Source organism: Citrobacter sp. RHBSTW-00029 (assembly GCF_014104295.1).
In the GTDB taxonomy this organism is placed as follows: Bacteria; Pseudomonadota; Gammaproteobacteria; order Enterobacterales; family Enterobacteriaceae; genus Citrobacter; species Citrobacter youngae.
On the sequence record NZ_JABXRT010000001.1, the window covers coordinates 4,302,587 to 4,323,120 of the forward strand.

Sequence of the window (20,534 nt, forward strand, 5' to 3'; positions counted from 1 at the left end):
TAATCTCAGCAGTGGAAGGCTAAAAACGGAATGGTTATGGTCATAAAAACCGATCTTTTTATGGAATATGCCAGAAACATAACCATTCCTAAAAGACAATAATATCAATGCATTAGCGTTTTTTCTGTGTTTGGTATTTCTTAACTAAATACTTTACATAGAAAATAAAAGCACCGAAGAGTTGCCCATTGTGTTTTAAATGTGTGCTTTTTCGTGATAGCTGTTTATACGTAGTGGGTGCCAATAAAGGAATATCTTTCCACGGCGAATTCTCTCTGGCTATTTTGAAGTATTCGACTTCAGCATAATATTGTGCCCAGTCATGCCAGGGTTTAGTGACGCCGACATAGTGAATGAATACCGTTTGTGATGTGATTTTAAAGGCATCCCCCCCTTTCCTGGCTAACGTATCGATGTTAAAGAATGAATTGAATTTATGGTCCAGGATTTTTACGTGATCATTGAAGAGGACGTTCAACGCATCCTGATCGGGATGTGAGAAACGGTTTTCATTAACCTTTGAAATGACTTGCAGAGTCAAATTAGTATCTTTTAATTCTGGAAGGTTAAAATACATGAAGCCTGAGTTGAAGTACCGGCCTGGATTTATGCCGGCAACAGCAGATGTATCGACAAAGCTATCATGGACAGCCATTAATACATTGCCATTAAATTCTTCCGTGAGTAACGAGGCAAGGCTTCCTTTACATATAATATCAGAGTCAAGATATATAATGCTGCTGAGCTTATCGGCAAAGTAATCTATTGCAATAAGTCTGAAATAGATTGAATAATTCCATGCCTTAGATGCAGTAGGTAGATTTTTTAATTCATTATCATCCAGTACATAAAACGTAATGCGGGTATTATATTGGCTTGCCAGGACAGAAAAAAGATGAAGTTGATGTTCGTCAAGATAATTAGTGAAAATATGGAAATGGAAGTTCAGGTCCCGATTATTTAAAAGTACCGATGTAATTGAAACGCCCGTACCGTAAAGAAAGGGTCTGTCAGCGCCATAGGTAATATTGATACATGTGTTTTTTTTATCGTCATTTTCAATATGTGCATTCTTAATATATTTTATTATATTTTCTTTCACATCTTTTTCCTTTTGATTCTTTCAGAGTGCACGCGTGTTTATGTAAGACAAAATGGCGCTCCTGTCGGCATAGAATAGAACAAACTGTAAAGGAAGGAAAGAGATACTTGGTGATTAAATTTCTTTATTAATCATTATGTTATGTGAAAATATTTTTGTGATTAGAGTGAGGGTACACAGTGAGAGGAAGAGACTAAAATTAATGGGGGATTTTTACGATGTTATATAATAAGATATGCCCCATAAATCGTGCTAGCGAGTGTTTGTCGTTGATTAACAAGGCAATTTGAAGAAGTGAGATTTGAATTTTATGAATCAAGTAAGATACAGTCAAAATGGTAATATCTTGATTTTAAGCAAAGTTGTATTGGTTTTAATGATTTTTGGGTTATTTACGATAGATAATCAAGGGGTGCTAAATATGACCTCTTTGCTCGCTGTAGTTTTATCTATTTACTATATTAAAGCCAATAAAATAGATATTAAAAACATTGTGCTCGATCTCATGCAGAAGAGAAAACTATTGTTACTCTTCACGTTGTGGTGTGTTTTTTGTATTGTATTTTTCACCTATGAAGATAAATCTCTTGATGCCTTTATCATATTGATAAAAGACTGGCGTTACCCGTTAGTGATGATGTTATTTTTTGGAGCATTCAGTAAGCATATAACCTCACTGAGACAGGTCTTTGTCATTGGGGCGATACTTACTCTATCCTATATTGTCTTAGTAGTGCCGATTTTAAGAATTATAAAAAATAACCCGCAGGAACTGTATCTACAGCTTCGCTATGGTTTCGCATTCTATGTTGTTATGCTATTTCCTTTTGTATTAACAGGAGCGATTTTATTCAAGAATCACTTCCTGAAAACAGTATTATATATCATTTCTGCGCTTGCATTCGTCTTTTTATCATACACCGGGAGCCGCGCAGGGATCTTGGCAGTTGTTGTAGAGATTTTCCTGATTTCATTTCTGGTGAGTAAAACCATCAAGAGATTTATGGCTGCTACCTGTGGTTTGCTATTTATAATGGCTGCTTTGCTTATCGGGGCCTACAACACAGTGGGTCAGGTAAAAATGAAAGTCGATCAAACTCTGCAAATGAGTAACGTCACATCCAGTCGTGATGAAATCATCTTAGACCGTTTCCCTTTAGTAATGGAGAATATCAACAATGCCATCTTTGGTATTGGATATGGGAATTCTACATACAATCAGTATTTAGAGGACCATAATGCGCCGAAAAATGGCGGGGTATATTCTGAGCGAAATAACGGCTATAATATAGATGAACCGTTTTTTATGATAATTCTTTATAATGTTGGGGCTATTGGTCTCTTCTTATTTACTGCGGCTTTTTTCATTACATTTAAAGACATATATATCCGAGCCAGAAGCCAAAAAGATATTTTTAGCATTTCATTACTGTGCTCTCTTGTTGGCTATATTCTGGTATATTGTTTATTTGAAAAGATGTTCATAAATGTCTTTTTATTATACAGCATAGCCATCCTGATGTTGTATGGCAAAAATGAGCCAGGAAAAATAACAAATTAACATCAAAATGAGCCTATGTGATGTCGTTGAGAATATAGGCTCAATTTTCCTAATATGATAAATAGTCTCATATATTGTAAGTATTCATTTTTCTCTAATTCACATAGAAAATTCCCATAGATATCGAATTGTCAAGTGAATAGTGGTATAATATAAGCGATAAAATAAGATGGTGTGATCTGCAGTACACAGGTAGCTGTTGAGCCTGGGGCGGTAGCGTGATTTGAAAATTAACAATAACCTGAAAGGGTATAGTGTGAAAAAGATCCTGGTAATAAAAATGCGCTTTCACGGCGATATGTTGCTAACCACACCGGTCATCAGCACGCTTAAAAAAAATTATCCTGATGCTGATATTGATGTTCTACTCTACGAAGATACCATTCCTATTTTATCTGAAAACCCCGATATCCATGCTTTGTATGGCATAAAAAATAAAAAGAGCTCTGCTTTTGAGAAAGCAAAAAATTTCTTAGCGCTGATCAAGGTACTACGTGGCAATCATTATGATTTAGTGGTCAATCTTACCGATCAGTGGATAGTTGCTTTATTGTGTCGTTGTTTGGATTGCCCAATAAAGTTGACACATGATTTCTCGCACAGAAATAAAAAATTCTGGCGCGACAGTTTTACTCATCACGTTCCTCTAAGTGGCGATCATTGGGTTGAACGTAATTTGTCTGTGTTGATGCCATTAAATCTAAAAGAATCAGTCCCGGTACTGAAAATGGTTTATGGTGAGCAAGTCTGGCAATCTGTTCGGAAAAAACTTCCTCAGGTTGATACCCAGAAGTATGTCGTTATACAGCCTACGGCGAGACAAGAATTCAAGTCGTGGGAGAATGATAGATTCTCCCTGGTGATTGATGCGATACATCATTTGGGGTATCAGGTTGTACTGACTTCTGGACCCGGTGCCAGCGATATTGCCTGCGTCGATGAGATTGCCAGGGCATGTGAAACTAAACCTTTAACTGAAATTGCCGGGAAGACAACATTCCCTGAGCTTGCTGCATTAATTGATCATGCTGTACTTTTTATTGGCGTCGACTCTGCCCCGATGCATATTGCTGCAGCTGTTAAAACCCCCATCATTTGCCTTTTCGGCGCCACCGATCATATCGCCTGGCGACCATGGTCTGATGATGTGGTTCAATTTTGGGCTGGTGATTACCAACCAATGCCAGTACGTGAAAAACTTGATCGAAGTAAGAAATATTTATCTGCTATACCAGCGGAAGACGTGATTGCAGCCATAGCGTCACGGTTACCTAAACTCGATTAATAAAGCATCCGGATATATAAAATGGTTATTGCTTTCTGTTTGTATAAATATTTCCCTTTTGGTGGGTTACAGCGTGATTTTTTGCGTATAGCGTCGACAGTCGCATCACGTGGACATCATGTTCGGGTTTACACACAATCATGGCAAGGAAATATTCCAGACAGCCTGGAGATCATCATTGTTCCTGTGAGGTCATGCTCCAACAACGGGAAAAATGCTGAGTATCATCGGTGGGTAAGTAAACATCTTGAGAGTAATCCAGCAGATCGGGTTGTTGGGTTCAATAAAATGCCTGGATTAGATGTTTATTATGCTGCTGATGTCTGCTACGCAGAAAAAGTCGCGCAAGAAAAAGGTTTGCTCTATCGTCTGACACCACGATACCGACATTATGCCGCCTTTGAGAAAGCAACATTTGCTGAGGGAAAATCAACACAGCTGTTGATGCTAACAGATAAGCAAATTGCGGATTTTCAGAAGCACTATCATACTGAGTCAACGCGTTTCCATATCCTTCCGCCGGGGATTTATCCTGACAGAAAATACAGCTCTCAGGCAGCAAATTGCAGAGCTAGCTTCAGGAAAGAAAATGATATCAGTGATTCCCAGTATTTAATTATACAAATCGGTTCTGATTTTACCCGTAAAGGTGTCGACAGAACTATCAAGGCGATTGCTTCCTTACCGGAAGCTGTCCGCAAACAAACGATTCTATTTGTTGTGGGTCAGGATAAGCCTGATCGCTATATAAAGCTGGCAACAGAGTATGGTGTTGCTGACAATATCAAGTTCTTCCCTGGCCGTAATGATGTCTCAGAGTTAATGGCAGCGGCCGATCTATTGATTCATCCGGCATACCAGGAAGCCGCAGGGATCGTGCTGGTTGAAGCAATTGCAGCAGGTTTACCTGTCATAACAACGGCAGTTTGCGGATATGCTCATTATATTAAAGATGCTGAGTGCGGCATTGTTATTGATGAACCGTTTGAACAAAAATTATTAAATGAAGCTGTTTATTTTTCTTTAACTGACTCAGAGCAGAGAAATGCATGGAAAAAGAATGCACGACACTTTGCTGATACTCAAGACCTTTATAGTCTACCTGAGAAAGCAGCTGATATTATTATAGGTGGTGCCCATGGTTGAATTAAAAGAACCATTTTTATCCTTGTGGAAAGGGAAAGATGCTTTTTCTGAAGTGCAGAAGCTGCAGGGAGAAACATTTAGACAGCTCGAAACGCGTAGAACGATAAGGTTTGAGATTGCAGGTAAAAGCTATTTCCTGAAATGGCACCAGGGAACTAAACTGAAGGAAGTTATCAAAAACTTGTTCTCTTTACGTTTGCCGGTACTCGGAGCTGATAGAGAATGGAATGCTATACACCGTTTGCAGGAACTGGATGTTGATACAATGCACGGTGTTGGTTTCGGGCAACAAGGTATAAATCCGCTCAACCGTATCTCATTTATTATAACTGAAGATCTGAGCCCGGCGGTTAGCCTGGAAGACTATTGTGCAGATTGGTTGGTGAATCCACCTTCGCGGAAAATTAAAATGGCATTAATTGAGCGTCTTGCCATTATGGTCAGAAGAATGCATCAGGGAGGCGTTAATCACCGTGATTGCTATCTCTGCCACTTCTTATTGCATCAACCGGCCAATTTTGAGGATAATACGTTCAAACTGTCGGTTATTGATCTGCACCGAGCTCAGATAAGAAATGCGGTTCCTGTTCGTTGGCGCAATAAAGATCTGATTGGTTTGTACTTCTCCTCGTTGAACATCGGGTTAACGCAAAGAGACTACTTCAGATTTTTGAAGATATACTTTGAAAAAGACATTAATAAAATTATTCGTGATGAGTCTGATCTCTTTGCAACCTATGCAAAAAAAACTGATAAAATTATTAATCATACATCAAAGAATAAACTATAAATATGAAATAATAGACTTTGTATAGCTACATAGAATAGTTAATTAAGTTTATTCAGCTGGCCAGCAATTGTTAACCTTTATTTCACGATGACTGTGCTGGCTTAATTATATTAGAGGGTTTGAACTCATGTACGTGCTGGTCATTTCGCTTCCTTTTGACGATGCCCGACGAAAACGCGTATCAGATATAATGAATGAATTAAATATCGAGTATTCGTTCGTTGATGCTATCTATGGGAAAAATTTGTCTGCCGAAGAAAAGCGCAAGATACCGTTAACTGACTTTCAGCACAGGGAAAACCATACGCCTACTGATGGTGAACTGGGTTGCTCACTAAGCCATATGAAGGCATTTAAACAGTTTGGGCAGAGTGGACAAGATTGGGTTTGTATTCTTGAGGATGACGCAATAATCGATCAGAATTTTAAGGAATTTATATCGACAATTGATGAAAGTGTTCTCAATAAAGATGCGTTATACCTACTTGGTGGGCAAGATGGTTTAAGGTATAAGAATAAAGTTGTCTTAAATTTGCTTAAACTCAAAAAAATTGGTGGCCAGACCTTCGGCAAAGTCATATTTGGTCATGGATATGTTTTGCGAGCCTGCGGTTATTTGATGAATTCGGTAACTGCTCAAAAACTTGTTTCCCGTTTTGAAAATAACTTTTTCATCATAGATGAATGGGCATATCTGATGCGTCAGGGATATTTTTCTGATATATACCTGGCAAACTTTGTCCATCATCCTGAAGAGTTGTCCGGGAGCTGGTTAGAGAAAGAACGTAAAGAGATAAAGAGTCACAAGAAAAAGCAGAAATCACTTTTCAGACGTAAAATTTCATCCTCATACTGGCATGCCCGACGAATTATTCTTGGGTTATGTTGGTGGAAGTAGATGAACGCAATAATGCTTAATCGTGGATGAAATACGATATAGTGCATAGTTTTAGTCAGCTGCAGATATGTTAAATAGCAAAGCGACTGTATAAGAACGAATTTAACATATCTGCGATACCTGAATAATTACAGCAGCGCTATGTGAGAATAAACTTGAGTGGGTTCAAGCAAAGCAAGCTTTCCTTCCGGGGCACGACATGTGACCTGATTCTTCCCGTATCCCCCAATCAACCCCGGGTCCGTAGGGCCATATAGCGTAACATTCGGCCGATCCAGTGCGGCGGTCAAGTGGCTTAATCCGGTATCAACGGATACCACAAATTTAGCGCCGGCTAATATCCGGGCTACATCCCCAAGACTCATTCGCGGTAAAACATCTACGTAATCAAATCCTTCTGCCAGTCGTCTGGCTCGCGCTTCTTCATGCGGAGCCCCCCATGGGAGCTTAATACGTATTTCTGCGTGATTTAATAAGCCAATGAGCTCCCGCCACTTCGCTTCCGGCCAGTGCTTGTCATCACGAGTGGTGGCGTGCAGGAAGACGGCATACTGCCCTGCATCGGCATTGCGTTCATTCAGAAAATGCTGCGCAATAGCGTAATCCCCCTGCGACTGGGATTTGGTATATCCCAGACTTTTCGCGAACAGCTCACGAGTGCGTTCAACAGCATGCTGTTGTTTGGCGATATGATGCTTACGGTTATAAAACAGACTCGCCAGCGGTTCGCGCGCGGTACTCCAGTCCATACCATGCTTAATGCCATGCGCCAGACGTGTGACCAGCGCGGCGCTTTTTACCAGCCCCTGCGCATCGATAACCACGTCATAGTTCTGTAAACGCACCGCCTCGCGAAAAGCTTTGCGCTCAGCTTTAATGGGGGCGGAAAACCAGGCTTTACGCCAGCGGCGAATCGCCACCGGGATCACTCGGTCAACGGTCGGATGCCAGGAGGGGATTTGAGCAAACCCTTCTTCCACTACCCAATCAAACTGAATATCCGTAATGGCCTGCTGCGCATCGGTTAATGCGGGCAACGTATGCAGTACATCGCCCATTGACGATGTTTTAACGATCAGAACCCGCATCCGTCAGACTTCCTCTTGTAACAACAGGTCATTCAGTTCTTCCAGAACGCGCTGAGGTGTGATGTCAATCAGGCTCTGGTGATACCCTTGTGCAGCATCCCCCTTACGCACTTTATGATAGCCCGTAATCAGGCGAATCACGCGAGCTTTGTGGGAGAGTGGTGGAGTGAAATCTGGGCTACTAGGGCCATACAGAGCGACCAGCGGGCGATTTAGTGCGGCAGCCACGTGCATCAAACCGGAGTCATTGGTGACCACGGCTTTGCAGGCGGCGAGCAGAATAACGGCCTGCTCCAGCTGCGTTTCGCCCGCCAGATTACGACACCAGGCCTGCTGCTCAACGCTTAACGTTGCCAGGATTTCATTTCCGGCTTCATGATCTTTTGCCGAGCCAAACAGCACAATCTGATGACCTTCGTCGATCAGCTGTTTTGCCAGTTCAGCATAATGGTAGTGTGGCCAGCGTTTCGCCGGACCAAATTCCGCACCAGGGCAAAAACCGATGATGGGGCGTTCGGCAGAAAGGGAGAACTGACTACAGGTCAGAGACTTTTCACCTTCACTGACCTGCAATTGTGGCCACAGCAGAGGCTGCGGCAAATCTTTAGCCGACAGCATCACGCCTTTATCGTAGGCCAGGGCCACATAGCGTTCGACCATCAGCGGCCATGCATCTTTATCCAGCACACGCGCATCGTTCAGCAGACCATAGCGCATTTCGCCACGCCAACCGGTACGATGAGGAATACCCGCGAAGAAGGGTACCAGTGCGGATTTAAACGAGTTCGGCAGGACATACGCGCGATCGTAGCGTTTATCACGCAAACTGTGGCCCAGTTTGCGGCGCTCGCCAATCTCCAGCGCGCCGTGTCCCAGCGGCATGGCGATGGCGTCGTTGACTTCAGGCATACGCGATAACAGCGGACGGCACCACGCGGGTGCCATCACGTCGATTATGGCCTGGGGATAGCGCGCCTTGAGCGTGCGATAGAGACTTTGCGACATCATCATGTCGCCCACCCAGGACGGGCCAACCACCAGAATCCTCATAGATTGCCTGCCTTAAGCGTCGCGGTTCAGCCAGGCCATATATTCCGTTACGCCTTCAGCAACGGTCTTAAACGGCTTGTCATAGCCCGCAGCGCGCAGGTTAGTCAGATCCGCCTGAGTAAATGCCTGATAGCGGCCCTTCAGTTTTTCCGGGAACGGAATGTACTCAATGCTGCCTTTTTTGTGGTATGCCAGCGTGGCATCCGCGACGGCCTGGAAAGACTCTGCGCGACCAGTACCGAGGTTAAAGATGCCGGAAACCCCGTTTTCCAGGAACCACAGGTTTACTGCTGCAACATCGCCGACATAGACGAAATCACGTTTGAAGTTTTCACTTCCTTCGAACAGCTTGGGTGTTTCGCCGTTATTGAGCTGAGTATTGAGATGGAAAGCGACGCTCGCCATGCTGCCTTTGTGACCTTCGCGCGGTCCGTAGACGTTGAAATAACGGAAGCCAACGATCTGAGAATTTGCTTCTGGCAGGATCTGGCGTACATATTCGTCGAACAGGAATTTTGAGTAGCCATAGACGTTCAGCGGCTTCTCATATTCACGAGATTCGATGAAGTCAGAGGTACGACCGCCGTACGTTGCTGCAGAAGAGGCATACAGGAAAGGAATTTCACGCTCCAGACAGTAGTGCAGCAGCTCTTTGGAGTATTGATAGTTGTTGTCCATCATATACTTGCCATCCCACTCGGTGGTGGAAGAGCATGCGCCTTCGTGGAAAATCGCTTCGATATCGCCAAAATCTTCCCCGGCCATAATCTGGATCAGGAAGTCTTCCTTATCCATATAGTCAGCAATATTCAGATCCACCAGATTCACAAACTTGGTGCCGTCTTTCAGGTTGTCCACCACCAGAATATCGGTGATGCCTTTGTCATTCAGGGACTTAACGATGTTGCTGCCGATAAAGCCCGCGCCGCCGGTAACGATGATCATAAATGTAACCTTCGAATTATGGAGTCAGAGACAATCTCAGACACGAATACCTCTAATCATATCACTACATGGCTTCGGCTTCAGCAGTACGTCGCGTCATGTGGCGTGTGACATGTGTACTGATTATTGCTTCAGTCATTCTTAATTGAAATAGTTAGGGTCTGGTGGTGTATGATTCACGTCGTAAATGGATGTTCAGGCGCGCGGTGCCGGCTTTTTCGGAGCCATCAACGAATGAATAAGCAAGGTAAAGCACTGTGTTGGGACTGACAATAGTCGTTGGAATGAAAATAATATATGCAACTTAAGAAGATAATTATTACAGGTTATGAAACCAGTGGCCTCGGAGGTATGGAGACGGTATGTATTAATTTGGTGAAGCTGCTGCGAACGCAAGACCCTGATATTCATGTCTCTTTTGTTTTTTTTAAGAAAAATAATAATAGCAATGTCAATAATGACTGGCTCACAGGGCAGCGCTATTGTCATCTATCTTCTAATATAAAAATAACTAAATTAAGAAGACTAAGTTTTGCTTATGGTTTGCGAAAAATTATTCTTCAGGAAAGTCCAGATATAATTGTTTCCCTGGATACGCTTTCATGTTACATCAGTCACGTTGCAAGGAAATATACAAGCAAGCAGGTGAAAATATTTTCATGGTTTCACTTCTCTATTTTTAACTTCTACAAAAATAATTATAAGAAAAAAATCAAGTATATTAATAAAGCTGACTATCATCTTTCAATTAGCTCAGGGATAACTCAGCAGCTCATTGAGATGGGAATAGAAAAAAGCACTATTGCAACGATTTACAATCCCGTTGCGCGATGCGATATCCGTATCCCTACCCCTGAGAAGCATGCCCGGTTTGTGTATGTAGGCAGGGTTGTGGCAGATGGACAGAAAAATGTACGCAGTCTTTTCAACGGGTTGGCTAAACTAAAAGGGAAGTGGTCCTTAGATATTGTCGGCACCGGCCCGGATGTTGATACCTTAACGGCATTAGCTGAAACGTTGGGGATTAGTGGAAATATTCACTGGCATGGTTGGCAGAAATCACCATGGGAATATATTCAAAATACGCTAAAAAATATCACCTGCCTGCTGCTAACTTCTCATTTTGAAGGTTTCGTTATGGTTCTGGTTGAAGCCAGTGCTCACGGTGTTTATGCCATTAGCTCTGATTGCGAAACGGGGCCTGCAGACATTATCAAAGAAGGGATAAACGGTAATTTATACCCTACTGATGAACCGGAAAAATTTGTTTCCTTGCTACAAGGGATTGTTGATGGAAAAGCGTTGCCTGCCGGCGAACAGATTCAGCAGGCGATTGAGGAATTCTACGAAGATAACTATATCATTAAGGTTAATAAGGCCTTTGCTATGGCAGGATTTACTCTGGCACCGTCATCAGCGTCTCAGGCCATTGATGACGCGACAACGTAAGTCAGGTTGTGATGCCAGGTCTGTCATTCCTGAAAGGTTATGTGGGTACACGTGATTTATGCTGCATTTTAGACAAGTCATGATGAGTCATCTCGTACAAACCAATAGCATTGGGTAATATGTGCTGAAATTTGCCCAGTCTGGAGAATTGCAATGCGTGGGAATTTTTATAAGCAGTTAACGAACGATCTGGAAACCGCACGCGCGGAGGGGTTGTTTAAAGAAGAGCGCATTATTACGTCTGCTCAGCAGGCTGATATCACCGTGGCTGACGGAAGCCATGTTATTAACTTTTGTGCGAACAACTACTTAGGGCTGGCTAACCACCCGGAACTGATTGCAGCGGCAAAAGCGGGTATGGATTCTCACGGATTTGGTATGGCCTCGGTGCGCTTTATTTGTGGCACTCAGGACACCCATAAGCAACTGGAGCAAAAACTGGCGGCATTCCTCGGTATGGAAGATGCCATTCTTTACTCTTCTTGCTTTGACGCCAACGGCGGCCTGTTCGAAACGCTGCTGGGAGCAGAAGATGCCATTATCTCTGATGCTCTGAACCACGCTTCTATCATTGATGGCGTTCGTCTGTGTAAAGCGAAGCGTTTCCGCTACGCCAACAACGATATGCAGGAACTGGAAGCGCGTCTGAAAGAAGCGCGTGAAGCAGGCGCCCGCCACGTATTGATCGCCACCGATGGCGTGTTCTCTATGGACGGCGTTATCGCTAACCTGAAAGGCGTATGCGATCTGGCAGACAAATATGATGCGCTGGTCATGGTTGATGATTCCCATGCCGTCGGTTTTGTCGGTGAAAATGGTCGTGGCTCCCATGAATACTGTGACGTGATGGGTCGTGTGGACATCATCACCGGCACGCTGGGCAAAGCACTCGGCGGCGCATCTGGTGGTTACACTGCGGCACGTAAAGAAGTTGTTGAGTGGCTGCGTCAACGTTCCCGTCCGTATTTGTTCTCTAACTCACTGGCTCCGGCAATTGTTGCTGCTTCCATTAAGGTGCTGGAGATGGTTGAGGCGGGTAGCGACCTGCGCGATCGTCTGTGGGCGAATGCGCGTCAATTCCGTGAGCAAATGTCCGCAGCAGGCTTCACGCTGGCAGGGGCCGATCACGCGATTATTCCGGTAATGCTGGGTGATGCGGTTGTTGCGCAGGCGTTTGCCCGCGAACTGCAAAAAGAGGGGATTTACGTTACCGGATTCTTCTATCCGGTGGTTCCAAAAGGCCAGGCGCGTATTCGTACCCAGATGTCTGCGGCACATACCCCTGAGCAGATTACGCGTGCAGTCGACGCGTTCACACGCATTGGTAAACAACTGGGCGTTATTGCCTGAGGATGTGAAATGAAAGCGTTATCCAAACTGAAAGCGGAAGAAGGCATTTGGATGACCGACGTTCCTGAACCGGAAGTCGGCCATAACGATTTGCTGATTAAAATCCGTAAAACAGCCATCTGCGGGACTGACGTTCACATTTATAACTGGGATGAATGGTCGCAAAAAACCATCCCGGTTCCAATGGTTGTAGGGCATGAATATGTCGGTGAAGTTGTTGGCATCGGCCAGGAAGTTAAAGGCTTCAAAATCGGCGATCGCGTTTCCGGTGAAGGCCACATTACCTGCGGACATTGCCGTAACTGCCGCGGTGGCCGTACTCACCTGTGCCGCAATACCACCGGTGTCGGCGTAAACCGTCCAGGCTGTTTTGCACAATATCTGGTGATCCCGGCGTTTAACGCCTTTAAAATCCCGGACAATATCTCCGATGATTTAGCTTCCATCTTCGATCCATTCGGTAACGCGGTACACACGGCGCTGTCGTTTGATTTGGTTGGCGAAGATGTGCTGGTTTCCGGTGCGGGTCCGATTGGCATTATGGCTGCAGCGGTAGCGAAGCACGTTGGTGCTCGCCACGTAGTGATTACAGATGTTAATGAGTACCGTCTGGAGCTGGCGCGTAAAATGGGCATTACCCGCGCAGTCAACGTCTCGAAAGAGAACCTGACCGACGTGATGGCCGAGCTGGGGATGACCGAAGGGTTCGATGTGGGTCTGGAAATGTCTGGGGCGCCGCCAGCGTTCCGCACCATGCTGGACACCATGAATCACGGTGGCCGTATTGCTATGCTGGGTATTCCGCCATCTGATATGTCCATCGACTGGACGAAAGTTATCTTTAAAGGACTGTTTATTAAAGGTATCTACGGTCGTGAGATGTTTGAGACATGGTACAAAATGGCTGCACTGATCCAGTCTGGTCTGGATTTGTCGCCGATCATCACCCATCGATTCTCCATCGATGAATTCCAGCAGGGCTTTGACGCGATGCGTTCAGGCCAGTCAGGGAAAGTGATCCTGAGCTGGGATTGAATGCGCAAGGTGCATTCAATGTTAATTACGGCCAGATATCGCTATCTGGCCGCATAAACCATAGATTTTATTTTCCGCGGATCTTTCTGGATAACGATCTTATATTTTCTTTAAGCAGGATGAGTTTATAAATTAACCCTCTGCCTTTAACGTTAATATTATATTTTCGTTGTAATGCCAGAATGTCATTTGCCTGGCAGACCTTCATATTTCCCTTGCAGGACAGGTCAATAATCCTTAACTCACCCGTTGGTGTGCGAATGAAATTCCCTGGGTGAATGTCATTTGATGCCAGTCCGGCCTTGTGAAGACGCAGTACGCATTGCTTTACCTCGTCAGCATTCTGCTGGTTAATTTCCCTTAAAGGAACCCCTTCAATATATTCATGAATAGTATAAACATCATGGCACTGGCGAAAACGTGTTTTCTCAGCAGCATAGTAGAGATCGGCAGTACAGATGCGCATTTCCGGCGGGAGCCTGTCCAGCTTCCTGATCAGCCGGGAATAGAAAGGGCCGGAGGTAAAGTTCTGTAATTTTTTCTCAAATCGTGGATCAACTTCACGGTCGTTTTTGATGATAAATTTTTGTGAGTTGTACTCGACCAACTCCACGCTGCGCAATGCGTTACCACTGCTCAGCGGTTTGCCACTGATTTCTTTTTTGATGTATTTATTCATCAGTGACTTAAGGTCTTTTCTGGTCTCTTTGCAATAGACCGTAAAACCTTTTTCGTGTGTCTTACTGATGGCCATCTTTTCCCTCAATATCAGCCTATAGAGTACGTTAATTCATAGGGATAGAGTATACAGGTTGTGTACCTCAATATGTAGACGATCTGAGCTATCATCAACCTGCTGAACGCAGGTGTAGCAGGGCATCTTTCTCAAACCGGACGCTTTCGCTGCAGCGTTTCTGCCCATAAATACGTTCTAACCTTAATAATTCCTTAATGAAACTGTAGTAAAAGTCATCAGCGTAATGACAAACCTGGGTTAGTTAGCTGATGAGAAACTGCACAAATATGTTGAGTGTTATTATTCCGTTATATAACGTGGGTGATAGTTTTCGGGATTGCATGGAATCTTTGATCGCACAGACATGGACTGCGCTAGAGATCATCATTGTGAATGATGGTTCAACGGATAACTCTGTTGATATTGCACAACATTATGCGGATAACTATCCCCATGTACGGTTGTTGCATCAGGCTAACGCAGGGGCATCCGTAGCGCGTAACCGTGGCCTGGAAGCGGCCAAAGGGGATTATGTTGCATTTGTCGATGCCGATGACCTGGTTTATCCCAATATGTACGAAACCCTGATGACCATGGCAATTCAGGATGACCTGGATTTAGCTCAGTGTAATTCCGACTGGTGCATTCTTGAAACGGGGCACACCTGGCAATCAATACCGACGGATCGTCTTCGGTCTACGGGGGTGTTGACCGGCCCTGACTGGTTACGTATGGCGTTGGCTTCACGCCGCTGGACACATGTGGTCTGGATGGGAATTTATCGCCGGGATGTTATTGAGAAAAATAAAATAACATTTATTCCGGGGTTACATCACCAGGATATTGTCTGGACGACGGAGTTTATGTTTAACGCTGTACGAGTGCGATATACCGAGCAATCTTTATATAAATACTTCTTACATGATCAATCAATCAGCCGTCTTAAACGACAAGGTTTAAAAAATCTCAACTACCAGCGGCACTATATTAAAATTACGCGGTTATTGGATAGGTTGAATCGTGAATATGCCGATCGGATTACTATTTATCCGGAATTTCATCAGCAAGTTACCTATGAAGCGTTGCGCGTATGCCATGCAGTCCGTAAAGAACAGGATGTGCATATTCGTCAGCGTATGATCGCAGAGATTTTTGTCTCTGGTATGTATAAGCGCATGATAACTAACGTCCGCAGTGCCAAAGTATTGTACCAGGCACTGCTATGGTCATTCCGTCTATGGAAATGGCGCGATAAAAAATCAACGCCTTCGCGTATTGCCCGAAAAGCGCTTAATCTACGTTAGCGTTCATGGTGCTGGGGGAAGATGTGTTCCCCCAGCCTTGCCACTGCAGTCTCATATACTGCACCAGCGTGCTTTGTGTGATGCTTTCTCCTAGCACGCTAAAGAATCGGCTGGCGTAAACCGGCTCCAGAGGTTGTTTCGGTTTGCACAGCTTCACCCCACGGAAAGGATTACGCGGCGCATCTGGCGTACCGTTTCTCGGTGGAGTGAGATTAGGTCTGGAAGTATCTACCTGCGGCTCATTAAGCAGGCTGCTCGGACGAACCAGCGTAATATCGGCTGGCAGGCTATACAGCATCTGCTGCAACACTCGTACCGTAGAAGGGTGGGGGTGCCCGATGGCAATCGCTGACCCGTTACGGCGAGCAAGATCGACTGCACGATTAAACTGACGGCGAATATCCGCTTCGTTTTGTGTATCGTCGAGGAAGACTTTGCGTTTGATGACCTTCACTCCGGTTCCTGCCGCCGCGCGCATGGCCTGGCTGTTGCCGATGGTCATACTGTCGAGGAAGTAGAGGTCGTAGCGTTCCAGAGCTTGCATCACCTTCTGCATGCCGAACAGGCTGGACGTCATCGCACTCCCCATGTGATTATTCAGTCCCACTGCATACGGCACTTTGCTTACCGCGTCGCGAATAATCCGTTCAATTTCTTCGCTGCTCATCTCCGGGCGTAACGTGTCTTTTTCCAGCGGTTGCTTGCTCAGTGGGGCCATCGGCAGATGGATCAACACTTCATGTCCACTGTTATGCGCTTTAGTCGCCATTTCACGCGCATGTGGCGCGTTTGGCAGAACGGCAACAGAGACAGTGGAAGGCATTGCCAGCACCTGATTTTCTGTGTGCGGACGGTAGCCGAAATCATCAATAACGATAGCAAGTTTGCCGGCGAAAACAGGTGTTGCGAATGCCAGCAGGCTGGCGAGTGAGAGCAAAGTACGACGAAACTGAGGCAAAACTTATCTTCCCAACCACGGCTGTGGATTGACCGCCTGACCCTGGCGACGAATTTCGAAATAGAGCGCCGGCCTGCCCTGACCGCCGCTGCTACCCACAAGTGCAATAGGCTGCCCGGCGCGAACCTGCGTACCGACGCTGACCAGCGCGCTCTGGTTATAACCGTAGAGGCTCATATCGCCTTTACCGTGCTCAACGACGACCACCAGGCCATAGCCCTGCAACCAGTCCGCCAGAATGACGCGACCATCGGCAATGGCTTTAACTTCGGTGCCTTCGGATGCGCCAATAACCATCCCCTTCCAACGTAGCTCACCCTGCAGCTGTTCGCCATAGCGATGCAGCGTTGGACCACGAACGGGCCAGAACGCCTGACCGCGTGGTGAACCTAACCCGCCGGTACGAGACATCAGTGATTTCTCGCTTTCGGTTGGCTTATAGGTCGAGCCTTTGCGTGATGCTTCCTGTTGCTTATCACGTACGGCCTGCGCCTCACGTGCTTCACGCTCTGCGCGGGCTTTCGCGGCGGCTTCGGCGCGAGCAATACTGTTGCGCAGGCGGGATTCGTTGGCGCGCATCTCGCCTAACTGCTGCTGACCTTGTTGAATCGACGACTCCAGACCCGCGAGCGTTTTCTGGCGTTCATTACGCGCCTGCTCCAGTTTCGCCTGCTGTGCACGCTGTTCGTACAGCAGCGTCTGCTGTTCGCTTTGCTTATCTTCCAGCTCGGCTTTCTGCGAGTCGACCTCTTCGCGGGTTTGCTTCAGCTGTGCGATAGTCTCCTGGCGCGCCTGGTTCAGATAGCCGAAATAGGCCTGCAGGCGTTGCCCGCGCTGAGTCTCTTCACCGCTGAGGATGAGCTGAATACCAGTATGTTCACCCTGGCGAAACGCAGCATCCAACTGAGCTGCCAGACTGCGCTCTTGCGCTGCCCGCTGCTTTTCCAGCTTCGCGAGTGCGGCATTCATCTCAGCGATTTGCGCATTCAGCTGTGCCAGGGAGTTTTGCGTTTCGCGTAGCTGCCTTGCGGCAACGGCGATAGCCTGTTCCTGAGCTTTAAGCTGAGCAAGGAGGGTGGCGCGTTGTTGTTGCTGTTGGCGTACCGCGCGTTCTTTTGCCGCGATATCGGCCTGAATGGATTTGAGCTGATCGCGCTCGTCCGCATGGGCGGAAAAGGCGCACAACAATACGCCAGCGCTAAGCGCGCTGGCGTAGAACAAGGGCCTGACTGAAAACTTACGCAGTTTCACGGCCCGAGTGATGGTATTAATCGCCTTTCCCCTCATGGGGAGGGATTATTCCACGATGAACAGCGGCTTACCAGTCATCTCTTGCGGGATTTCCATACCCATCAGCGTCAGCATGGTCGGGGCGATATCAGAAAGTTTGCCACCTTCAACTGCTTTGACGTTTTTACCACCGACATAAATCAGTGGAACCGGCAGGTTGGTGTGCGCGGTATGCGCCTGACCGGTGGACGGATCGCGCATTTGCTCTGCGTTCCCGTGGTCAGCGGTGATCAGCAGCTGGCCGCCAACGGATTCAACCGCTTTAGCCACCTGCTCAACGCAGTGATCCAGCGCTTCAACCGCTTTAACCGCTGCTTCCATCACCCCGGTATGGCCGACCATGTCGCCGTTCGGGTAGTTACAAATGATGGTGTCGTATTTCCCGCCCTCAATCGCCGCAACCAGTTTTTCGGTCAGCTCTGCGGAGCTCATTTCCGGCTGCAGATCGTAGGTGGCGACTTTTGGCGAGTTGATCAGAATACGGTCTTCGCCTTTGAACGGCTCTTCTACGCCGCCGTTAAAGAAGAAGGTTACGTGCGCGTATTTTTCGGTTTCGGAAATACGCAACTGCGTTTTGTCATTCTTCGCCATCCACTCGCCAAGGGTGTTAGCCAGAGACGCAGGTGGGTAAGCCACCGCAGTTTTGATGTCTGCCGCGTATTCGGTCAGCATCACAAAGTTGAGGTTAACGACTTTCTTACGGGCGAAGCCGTCGAAGTCAGCGTTAACAAACGCACGGGTAATTTCACGCGCACGGTCAGCACGGAAGTTCATGAAAATCAGCGTATCACCATCTTCCATAGCTGCATCTGCCTGACCTTCGGCACGGATCACGGTCGCTTTGACGAATTCGTCGTTTTCATCGCGGGCATAAGCAGCCTGCAGGCCTTCAACCGCCGTAGCGAACTGGAACTCGCCCTTCGCCAGCGTCATCAGATCGTAAGCCTGTTCCACGCGATCCCAACGGTTGTCGCGGTCCATAGCGTAGTAACGACCGATAATGGACGCTACGCGGCCTTTGCCCAGCGCGGCAAATTTCTCTTCGAATTTCTGCAGTGAATGTTCAGCGCTGCGCGGCGGGGTATCACGACCATCAAGGAAAGCGTGCAGATAGATTTTCTCAGCACCGCGTTCAGCGGCCATTTCTACCATCGCCATGATGTGATCTTCGTGGCTGTGTACGCCACCGGCAGACAGCAGACCCATGATGTGTACCGCTTTGCCGCTATTTTTTGCCTGATCAACTGCGGCGGTCAGCACTGGGTTAGCGAAGAAAGTACGTTCTTTAATTTCCACATCCAGACGGGTCAGATCCTGATACACGATACGGCCCGCGCCCAGGTTGACGTGACCCACTTCGGAGTTGCCCATCTGGCGATCGGGCAGGCCGACTTCCAGGCCAGACGCATCAATCAGGGTATGCGGACGTTTTGCCCACAGCGCATCCATTACCGGGGTTTTAGCACTAAAAATGGCGTTATCCTGGCTGTCTTCGCGATAGCCGTAGCCATCCAGAATCACCAGTACCATAGGTTTTTTAGAAACCGACATTGCGACAACCTCACACTTAATAGATAAAAAATAATTGCGTAATTTTACTACAGCTGAATCGATAAAGTAGCCCCAGAAGATCAAATAATGAGGGATCGCGTGCCAGGGGGAACACTGATTTACATTTTTTTTTCCGTAGCGCCCCGCAAAAATGCAATCCAATGCACGCTCTGGCTGTATTTGCGCCAACGCGCAGGTATACTCCTTTCCTGGTTTTTTAATCACTGAGTCGGGAGTTGTTACCCCCCATGCAAGAAATTATGCAATTTGTTAGCCGCCACCCTGTCTTGAGTATCGCCTGGATTGCGTTACTGGCGGCGGTATTGTTTACCACGTTTAAGAGCCTGACCTCAAAAGTGAAGGTAATTACACGCGGCGAAGCGACACGTCTCATCAATAAAGAAGATGCGGTGATTGTTGATTTACGTCAGCGCGACGACTTCCGCAAAGGTCATATCGCAGGCTCCACGAACCTGCTGCCGAGCGAAATCAAAGCCAACAATTTTGGCGAGCTGGAAAAACACAAAAACAAACCTGTTATTGTGGTTGATGGCTCTGGTATGCAGTGCCAGGATTCAGCAACTGCGCTGATTAAAGCCGGTTTTGAGCAGGTATCTGTACTGAAAGACGGCGTAGCGGGCTGGAGTGGCGAGAATCTGCCACTGGTTCGCGGCAAGTAATTTACCCGTCTTCTTTCGTACCGCTGGGTAAAAGAACACTGGAGATAAGTCATGGCCAATATTGAGATCTATACCAAAGCAACCTGCCCGTTTTGCCATCGCGCAAAGGCGCTGTTGAACAGTAAGGGTGTGAGTTTCCAGGAACTTCCGATTGACGGCGATGCCGTGAAGCGTGAAGAGATGATCAAGCGCAGTGGCCGTACAACGGTTCCGCAGATTTTTATTGATGCACAGCACATTGGTGGTTGTGACGACTTGTATGCGTTGGATGCGCGTGGTGGACTGGATCCCCTGCTGCGTTAAGGCGTACGGATAG

General features: G+C 46.5%; 19 protein-coding genes. 11 read left to right on the plus strand and 8 right to left on the minus strand.

Annotated features, from left to right (window positions below):
- Window positions 1-112 precede the first annotated feature (112 nt).
- The gene (locus HV041_RS20810; protein WP_053065239.1) at window positions 113-1,102 is read right to left on the minus strand and encodes a glycosyltransferase; all 990 of its coding nucleotides are present in this window, start codon (window positions 1,100-1,102) and stop codon (window positions 113-115) included.
- A 310-nt stretch (window positions 1,103-1,412) separates the two neighbouring features.
- Here HV041_RS20810 and HV041_RS20815 point away from each other — a divergent pair, with 310 nt between their 5' ends.
- The 5 genes from HV041_RS20815 (at window position 1,413) to HV041_RS20835 (ending at window position 6,782) form a co-directional block, all read left to right on the plus strand.
- Entirely contained in the window at window positions 1,413-2,663 is a 1,251-nt protein-coding gene (locus HV041_RS20815; RefSeq protein WP_048213716.1) for an O-antigen ligase family protein, read from the plus strand.
- Window positions 2,664-2,919: 256 nt separating this feature from the next.
- Window positions 2,920-3,948, plus strand: coding sequence for a lipopolysaccharide core heptosyltransferase RfaQ (rfaQ, locus tag HV041_RS20820; RefSeq protein WP_075551442.1), 1,029 nt, complete (start codon window positions 2,920-2,922; stop codon window positions 3,946-3,948).
- A gap of 21 nt (window positions 3,949-3,969) precedes the next feature.
- On the plus strand, window positions 3,970-5,094 hold the full coding sequence (locus HV041_RS20825) for a glycosyltransferase family 4 protein (protein ID WP_061066830.1): 1,125 nt from the start codon (window positions 3,970-3,972) through the stop codon (window positions 5,092-5,094).
- Window positions 5,087-5,884 (plus strand): lipopolysaccharide core heptose(I) kinase RfaP, encoded by a 798-nt coding sequence (gene rfaP / locus HV041_RS20830; protein ID WP_048213714.1) that lies wholly within the window; start codon window positions 5,087-5,089, stop codon window positions 5,882-5,884. Before HV041_RS20825 ends, rfaP begins: the two co-directional genes overlap by 8 nt.
- Window positions 5,885-6,011: 127 nt before the next feature.
- The gene (locus HV041_RS20835) at window positions 6,012-6,782 is read left to right on the plus strand and encodes a glycosyltransferase family 25 protein (RefSeq protein WP_048213713.1); all 771 of its coding nucleotides are present in this window, start codon (window positions 6,012-6,014) and stop codon (window positions 6,780-6,782) included.
- A 128-nt stretch (window positions 6,783-6,910) separates the two neighbouring features.
- On the opposite strand, the gene rfaC is transcribed toward HV041_RS20835, so the two are convergent.
- Genes rfaC through rfaD form a run of 3 tightly spaced genes read right to left on the minus strand, consistent with a single transcriptional unit; the run spans window position 6,911 to window position 9,865 of the window.
- On the minus strand, window positions 6,911-7,870 hold the full coding sequence (rfaC, locus tag HV041_RS20840) for a lipopolysaccharide heptosyltransferase RfaC (RefSeq protein WP_048213712.1): 960 nt from the start codon (window positions 7,868-7,870) through the stop codon (window positions 6,911-6,913).
- A gap of 3 nt (window positions 7,871-7,873) precedes the next feature.
- A complete protein-coding gene (gene rfaF, locus HV041_RS20845; RefSeq protein ID WP_048213711.1) occupies window positions 7,874-8,920 on the minus strand; it encodes an ADP-heptose--LPS heptosyltransferase RfaF in 1,047 nt (348 codons plus the stop codon).
- 12 nt (window positions 8,921-8,932) lie between these two features.
- Window positions 8,933-9,865, minus strand: coding sequence for an ADP-glyceromanno-heptose 6-epimerase (gene rfaD / locus HV041_RS20850; RefSeq protein WP_003827312.1), 933 nt, complete (start codon window positions 9,863-9,865; stop codon window positions 8,933-8,935).
- 297 nt (window positions 9,866-10,162) lie between these two features.
- Here rfaD and HV041_RS20855 point away from each other — a divergent pair, with 297 nt between their 5' ends.
- From HV041_RS20855 to tdh, 3 genes are all read left to right on the plus strand, one after another.
- Window positions 10,163-11,314, plus strand: coding sequence for a glycosyltransferase (locus HV041_RS20855; protein WP_182294262.1), 1,152 nt, complete (start codon window positions 10,163-10,165; stop codon window positions 11,312-11,314).
- A 153-nt stretch (window positions 11,315-11,467) separates the two neighbouring features.
- Window positions 11,468-12,664, plus strand: a complete 1,197-nt coding sequence (gene kbl / locus HV041_RS20860; RefSeq protein ID WP_061066827.1) for a glycine C-acetyltransferase — start codon at window positions 11,468-11,470, stop codon at window positions 12,662-12,664.
- 9 nt (window positions 12,665-12,673) lie between these two features.
- Window positions 12,674-13,699: an L-threonine 3-dehydrogenase gene (tdh, locus tag HV041_RS20865; protein ID WP_005120462.1), complete on the plus strand. Its 1,026-nt coding sequence runs from the start codon at window positions 12,674-12,676 to the stop codon at window positions 13,697-13,699.
- Between the two features lie 67 nt (window positions 13,700-13,766).
- Here the strand turns inward: tdh and rfaY are convergent, their stop codons facing one another.
- Window positions 13,767-14,453 (minus strand): lipopolysaccharide core heptose(II) kinase RfaY, encoded by a 687-nt coding sequence (gene rfaY, locus HV041_RS20870; RefSeq protein ID WP_061066826.1) that lies wholly within the window; start codon window positions 14,451-14,453, stop codon window positions 13,767-13,769.
- 251 nt (window positions 14,454-14,704) lie between these two features.
- On the opposite strand from rfaY, the gene HV041_RS20875 reads away from it, so the two are divergent.
- Complete coding sequence (locus HV041_RS20875) at window positions 14,705-15,739, plus strand: glycosyltransferase (RefSeq protein WP_048213707.1); 1,035 nt, start codon at window positions 14,705-14,707, stop codon at window positions 15,737-15,739.
- On the opposite strand, the gene HV041_RS20880 is transcribed toward HV041_RS20875, so the two are convergent.
- The 3 genes from HV041_RS20880 to gpmM are packed head-to-tail and all read right to left on the minus strand — an operon-like array spanning window position 15,726 to window position 19,538.
- Entirely contained in the window at window positions 15,726-16,697 is a 972-nt protein-coding gene (locus HV041_RS20880) for a divergent polysaccharide deacetylase family protein (protein WP_048213706.1), read from the minus strand. The genes HV041_RS20875 and HV041_RS20880 overlap by 14 nt on opposite strands.
- Before the next feature lie 3 nt (window positions 16,698-16,700).
- Window positions 16,701-17,960: a murein hydrolase activator EnvC gene (gene envC, locus HV041_RS20885; RefSeq protein WP_231591591.1), complete on the minus strand. Its 1,260-nt coding sequence runs from the start codon at window positions 17,958-17,960 to the stop codon at window positions 16,701-16,703.
- Between the two features lie 33 nt (window positions 17,961-17,993).
- A complete protein-coding gene (gene gpmM, locus HV041_RS20890) occupies window positions 17,994-19,538 on the minus strand; it encodes a 2,3-bisphosphoglycerate-independent phosphoglycerate mutase (RefSeq protein ID WP_121585514.1) in 1,545 nt (514 codons plus the stop codon).
- 248 nt (window positions 19,539-19,786) lie between these two features.
- Here gpmM and HV041_RS20895 point away from each other — a divergent pair, with 248 nt between their 5' ends.
- Both HV041_RS20895 and grxC read left to right on the plus strand, forming a co-directional pair.
- Window positions 19,787-20,218 carry a rhodanese-like domain-containing protein gene (locus tag HV041_RS20895; protein ID WP_005120473.1) on the plus strand — a complete coding sequence of 144 codons (432 nt, stop codon included), beginning with the start codon at window positions 19,787-19,789 and terminating at the stop codon, window positions 20,216-20,218.
- Window positions 20,219-20,269: 51 nt separating this feature from the next.
- Window positions 20,270-20,521 carry a glutaredoxin 3 gene (gene grxC / locus HV041_RS20900; RefSeq protein ID WP_003024152.1) on the plus strand — a complete coding sequence of 84 codons (252 nt, stop codon included), beginning with the start codon at window positions 20,270-20,272 and terminating at the stop codon, window positions 20,519-20,521.
- Window positions 20,522-20,534 lie beyond the last annotated feature (13 nt).

Excerpts from the sequence above, each read along its gene's own strand:
- rfaP (WP_048213714.1), top strand. The coding sequence starts at position 5,087 with ATGGTTGAATTAAAAGAACCATTTTTATCCTTGTGGAAAGGGAAAGAT.
- tdh (WP_005120462.1), top strand. The coding sequence starts at position 12,674 with ATGAAAGCGTTATCCAAACTGAAAGCGGAAGAAGGCATTTGGATGACC.
- HV041_RS20815 (WP_048213716.1), top strand. The coding sequence starts at position 1,413 with ATGAATCAAGTAAGATACAGTCAAAATGGTAATATCTTGATTTTAAGC.
- rfaD (WP_003827312.1), bottom strand. The coding sequence starts at position 9,865 with ATGATCATCGTTACCGGCGGCGCGGGCTTTATCGGCAGCAACATCGTT.
- HV041_RS20825 (WP_061066830.1), top strand. The coding sequence starts at position 3,970 with ATGGTTATTGCTTTCTGTTTGTATAAATATTTCCCTTTTGGTGGGTTA.
- HV041_RS20855 (WP_182294262.1), top strand. The coding sequence starts at position 10,163 with ATGCAACTTAAGAAGATAATTATTACAGGTTATGAAACCAGTGGCCTC.
- HV041_RS20875 (WP_048213707.1), top strand. The coding sequence starts at position 14,705 with ATGAGAAACTGCACAAATATGTTGAGTGTTATTATTCCGTTATATAAC.
- kbl (WP_061066827.1), top strand. The coding sequence starts at position 11,468 with ATGCGTGGGAATTTTTATAAGCAGTTAACGAACGATCTGGAAACCGCA.
- grxC (WP_003024152.1), top strand. The coding sequence starts at position 20,270 with ATGGCCAATATTGAGATCTATACCAAAGCAACCTGCCCGTTTTGCCAT.
- HV041_RS20895 (WP_005120473.1), top strand. The coding sequence starts at position 19,787 with ATGCAAGAAATTATGCAATTTGTTAGCCGCCACCCTGTCTTGAGTATC.
- rfaY (WP_061066826.1), bottom strand. The coding sequence starts at position 14,453 with ATGGCCATCAGTAAGACACACGAAAAAGGTTTTACGGTCTATTGCAAA.
- rfaF (WP_048213711.1), bottom strand. The coding sequence starts at position 8,920 with ATGAGGATTCTGGTGGTTGGCCCGTCCTGGGTGGGCGACATGATGATG.
- HV041_RS20835 (WP_048213713.1), top strand. The coding sequence starts at position 6,012 with ATGTACGTGCTGGTCATTTCGCTTCCTTTTGACGATGCCCGACGAAAA.
- gpmM (WP_121585514.1), bottom strand. The coding sequence starts at position 19,538 with ATGTCGGTTTCTAAAAAACCTATGGTACTGGTGATTCTGGATGGCTAC.
- rfaC (WP_048213712.1), bottom strand. The coding sequence starts at position 7,870 with ATGCGGGTTCTGATCGTTAAAACATCGTCAATGGGCGATGTACTGCAT.